This window comes from Photobacterium damselae (genome assembly GCF_003026815.1).
In the GTDB taxonomy this organism is placed as follows: domain Bacteria; phylum Pseudomonadota; class Gammaproteobacteria; order Enterobacterales; family Vibrionaceae; genus Photobacterium; species Photobacterium damselae.
This window is the reverse complement of record NZ_PYOG01000065.1, coordinates 1-5,427: the sequence shown is the minus strand read 5'-3', so window position 1 is coordinate 5,427 and position 5,427 is coordinate 1. Positions and strand designations below refer to the sequence as shown.

General features: G+C 43.6%; 1 protein-coding gene. It reads right to left on the bottom strand.

Annotated features, from left to right (window positions below; all coding sequences use genetic code 11):
* On the bottom strand, positions 1–5,427 hold a 5,427-nt coding region (gene traI, locus CTN07_RS21970; protein ID WP_107183764.1), incomplete at both ends, for a conjugative transfer relaxase/helicase TraI.

Below are 5,427 nucleotides of genomic sequence, written 5' to 3'. Positions count from 1 at the left end.
CATGATAATAATTTGCTCACGTAACGCCTTGGTATCGAGCGTTCGTAAATCATGTGCATTAGTGACTGCGACAATATCAACATCGTGTGTGTTGGATCCCAATAATGAAATTCCATTTTCAAGACCAATTGCAACCACACTAATATCGGGTAATGTTCCATCATTAAGGACAATACCATGACCTGATTTATTTCCCATTAATCGCTTAGGCGTTGTTAAATTATCCGCTAAATCACCATCCTTATTTAAATAGGTGATTTCGATTGCTTCAATTTCACCTTTATTATTAGTTAACGCCGCTAATAAAGCAGGATGAGTGGATTTTGTTTCAGAGGAATACACTTGCTCATGAAAACGCAATGCAGGATGTGATTCAAAGTCGTGGTAAGTTTGATTGTTAATGTAAATATTAGCAATGGTCTCTTTTATTTCTGCGCCTTGTTCAAAGTAACTCATCGCCCGCTCTTTTAACTCACTCATCTGTTTAGGTAAAGTGTCTACTAATTTATCATGTTTTTCATTCTCAATAAGATTGTGATTTTCTGGCTCAGTTAATATTTGCTCTGCAAAATTCACCGCCTCTTTAAAGCTAAAAGATTTGGCTGACATAATCAGGTTAATTAAATTCCCCTTATCTCCGGTAGTCCAATCTCGAAAATATCCGCGATATTCTCCTGTTAATGTGACCTTTAAATGCGACTGACCTTGACCAAAGGCGAGATAATCATTATCGGATTTTGAATTATTAGGCTGGCCTAATAATTCAATAGCAAGGGATTCCGTATAAGGCGTTAATTGTTGTGCTAAATCTTTCGCATAAAGTGATAACTTAAATTCTCCGTGTTGTTGGTATTTTGGATTTTCTCTCGGTATGCTTTGTGTATCGAAATGACGTTCATTAGAGTGGTAAGTCTTATTTACAGTCTCAATGGCAGAGCTGTTGTTATCAAAATGATTGAGCCAACTTCGCATTAATCCTTTTTCGTTATCCGTAAATATCATAGCGTGCTGGCTCGCACGAGAGATATCAATATAAGCACGGCGTAAGTTTGTTAATTTAGCCTCAGAATCAATGACTGAAATAACATGGTTCGTTGTAGAGCCCTGAGCCATATCTGCTGTTTTGGTATAACGATAATCCCAATGGCTACTTTTCATATCACTTAAGGAAAGAGTAACGTGTTTACCGTCATTATTAGATAACATTATTGTATCTTTATTAATATCAGATACCGTTAAATCCATATTACCCGTTAATCCCAATTCTTTATCGGTTTTACGCCAGGTGATTTTATCTCCCGAAGTTAAAGGCATTTCACTGCTTGACCAAAGAGTTGTCATCTTATGGTCGTGCCTTGCCGGAATAAATGATGTTTGTTCTCCTGTTGTCATGTTTGTCACCATTAATAACTCATTACGTCTATCAATACTGTCGATGTGTAAATAAGTATCCCGTCCAGTGTTAATAATGAGTCCAGCCTTGTAAGGCATCATGGTTTTTAATTCTTCTTTGGTGGTGCCAATACCTCGAAGGCGTGTCACAGGGGTATCTGATTTATCTAGTAACTCCTTCATCTCTTTTAATCCTTTTCGGATTAAACCAGCTAATATATCTCGTTCTCGATTGGAGTAAGCAATCATTAAAGTATTTTCTCGACTCTCTGGGGTTCGAGATAAATACTCGGCGGCAGCAGATTGATATAACTCTTCTTTGGCAACCTCACGGTCCTTAGCTGAGTTACCCGTCTCGTTATAGGTCGAAACTACGGTTTGGTTATGGTGACTTCCAGGGAGGGGAGACTGTTGCTTTATCGCCTCTAACATGGATTCAGACTGCTGATTAATCACATTTTGTACCGCACTTAAAAGCTCAGGGGTCTGTTGGCGTTGGATGTCCTTCATTACAACGGTATCAACGGATTTGCTGCGATAGGCCAACTCAAACGGTTTACCCGCCTCTTTGGATTGAAGCTGGTAAATATCTCCTAATAAGGTGGCTCTTGCCCCTGAATTATTTACTAGGGCGGTAAACGCATCAAACTGAGCGTTGGAAGCCATCGAGCTCTCATCGAGTAGGAATAGGGTATTCTTGTACTTGTCAGGTGTGGTGTCGCCCGTCAGTAGGTCTTTGAGTAAAGACTGTGTGGTTTGAGCGGGGATGCCTTTTTCCTTCAATTCGTTAACGGCAGCGTGAGTGGGTGCTAAGCCTAATACATCAATATTGGCGTTACCGTGTAACGCCTGTGTTTGCTCAATTAAGGTTTTACCTTGCTCAAGCATGGTGGATTTACCCACGCCTGCAAACCCTTGCACGATAGTGTAACGGTCATTGGTGGTCGCCATGAGCTTTATCGCTTCTTTCTGGCCGTCGGTCATCCAATCTTGCTGTGCAAGATAGGCATCAGCTTGTCGCTCACTGGCGTAACTCGCAACTTGCCCTTTGCCAGCATCGAGGCGGGTTAAGATGCGCTTTTCAGTATCAATGGCTTCTTTGGTTGTCCAGCGAGTGCCATCACTAAATTGAGCTGAGAGGACCGAATCTTGTTGCTGCAGCTCGTTAAGTTTATTGTGTATCTCACTTTCCAATACCGTGGTGCCTTTTTCGTCCATAGCAAAACGAATGGCTTCCACAACCAATTCACTGTGCTTAAAGCCTGCCTGCTGCTCACTGACATGATCGAGAGCAAAGTTTACCGCTTGTTCTATCAGTGGTTTTGGGGCTTGTTGGTCAAGAAGAGCTTGCACGGCCATCGTCACATCACTCTGCAGTGTTTCAGCAGTCTGGGCGTTAACGTACTTATCGAGACTTTGGGTACTTGCCATCACGCGAGCCATGGATGAGGGCTGAATGTGGGATTTCTCCATACGAGCTTCCAGTTTTTCTTGATTGTCGGTGAAGATATGCAGTTGCTTGCTTCCTTGCTGCATGAGTTCATACAAGGTTTCTTTTGAAGCGGTATAACTCTGCATCTCAACTAGGGTGGTTGTTTTTCCGTGAGCGGCGTTGTTGAGGGTGTTGGCATAACCGTAGGAGAGGGCCGAACCCTCTAAATACGAAAGGGGCACCAAATGCCCCTTTCCGTTGTCGTCTGTAAGACTGAGCCCCATCCAGCCTATTTTTTCCACCGTCACAGTGTCGTTCTGTTTGAGGTCGGTTCGGAAGACATCCCCATTAATCCGCAGGCGGTCTCCGGTGGCGACTTCTATCTTGTCGGGTTGGCTGACAAAATAGGGGGTTGAGCTCTCTTTCACATTCAAATAGCTGCGATTATTATCACTATCGAGTAATTGAAGCGTTTGAGCTCGGCTGTTGACTTTTTCTACCGTGTATTGCTGAACCTTTCCATCGTTTACTTGTGATATCACCATTCCTTTTTGATAGCTCTTGATGGAGCGCTGCTGCTCTGGTGACATAAAAACAGGGTTAAGTGTTGGGATTTCCACGCGCTTCTCACTCAATTGACCGCTTTTATCCAATTGGTGACGAATGACCCGATTGAGATTGTCGTTGTCGCCTTTGTTGGTGGTTAAGACTTGAGTTTCAGAACGCTCTTGCTTCGAGAGCTCCTGATACCGCTCGGCTAGGATTTGATGGCGCTCTTTCTTATCCACTTCACTGGTTTTAATGTGCGTTTGAGCCAATTGTGCCCCTTGCCATGTGTGAGTCTGGACGTTACCTTTTTGCACCACATCCATGGCATTACCGGCTCGAAGTCCTTGACTGCGTTTAGTGTGGTTCAGAAAGACCAGCTTATTGCCCTGGCGTTGCGCCAGGTCAATCAACTGCTGCGTCTCTTTGACTCCTAGCTGATTGGCGTGCTCAACAACCAAAATACTGTCTTTGGTTTTCTGACGCCGCTCAGCTTGATTAAGGTATTGATAAGCGGTGTGAACCACGTCAGGGCGAAAGGCATTCTTCACCCATTGGGTCACGCTGAATGCTTGACGCCTAACCTGTTGCTCTGTTTGCTGTTTAACCAGCTTGTTGGGGGTGATGAAGTGAATGGATTTTCCTGAGTTTTCGCTCACATGCAGCAAGGACTCACTGAGTTGTTTGCTGCTACCTGAGAGATTAACGACATTCACTTGTTTGGTACTGGCAAGTATGTCCGCGAGGGTCTTTTTGGTATCGGCCTTTAAATTGAGTTCATTAAGCGCTGTTGAGTCAGCATGAACCCGTAACCCATGAGTTCGTTTTTGCGTTGACTCAATGAGCTTAGCTTCTCGGTCTACTTGCTCTTGTGTGGTAAATAGGCTTTGTTTGTCATCAAGAGCAATCAAATCGCCATGTTTGATTTTGTTATCTAATGCCTGTTTGAGTTCCCCCATTTGAGTGATGGCTTTGGGAGCAAATTTATCTAACGCCGTAACCAGGACTTTCTCATAACCAAAAGCACTTAGGCGATCACTGAGGTAGCTGATGCTGTTGTCAATGGCTTGCTGCAACTCCTTATCCGGTACCGATATGTCATTGTCTTTTCTATGTTCACCATTGTAAGAGGCAGCAACGAACGCCAGCCCATCAAATTTAAGTGCTTCATTTTTGGTTTGCCATTCTTTAACCAAAGAATCTTCGGGGGTATAAGTTTTGGCTTTGCGAGTTTGGTGAGCAGCTATCATGCGACTTTTTCCTGATGAATGTCCGGTCTCATTCGCGTACTCAAGGATCTCTTCTCTGCGGGTAGAGTTGGCTTCAATGACTTCAGTAGGAATGCCATCAATGTCTATCTGACCGTTACCCAATGATTTAATGGCAAATCCCATCCCTTCGAGAGCACGACCGAGTTCACTGTGGTAAGCCATACCATAGTATTTTGCATTTTCTAGTATGCGCTCATAAGTGCCTTGGGTCTCAAATCCATTTTGCACGAACGAAGAGGCAAGGTTTTTAAGATTGCCTTGGTTATCGTAAGTCATGTTGGCTTGAAGAGCATGAGTATGAAGTTGAGGTTCATTGTTTCGGTTGGTTTTGTGTTGAACTAAACCAAACAATAAATTTTGTGTATTTTCAAATCGACCTTCTTTGTTTTCAGTGACTTTGGCTTGAGCGGTATCTTGCTCCAACAAATCGAGAGCGGTTTTAACTGCGGCATTATGCGCGTCAATAATACGGGTATCACCGTAGACTAAGGCTAGAATACTGGCCCCTTTAGGGGCTGAGAACACCAAATCATACCCTGTTCGACGGGTATCGGAATGTGCTCTTGGTGTTTGGTCATTATTCAATTGGCCGTTGAGTACCGCTTCCAGTTTTTGGTGTTCGATTTCGTGGCCTAAAATCCCTTCTTTCTCAGCAATTTTGCCATACCACTGTGTTGTTTTTTTCGTGCCGCTTTGCTCAGCAAGATAGTAGTTGGCTGTTGGGTTATCGGTAGGGGGAAGAGGGGAGTCTTTGGTGGGTTGAGTGTCAGTTTTGAGGGTAAATTG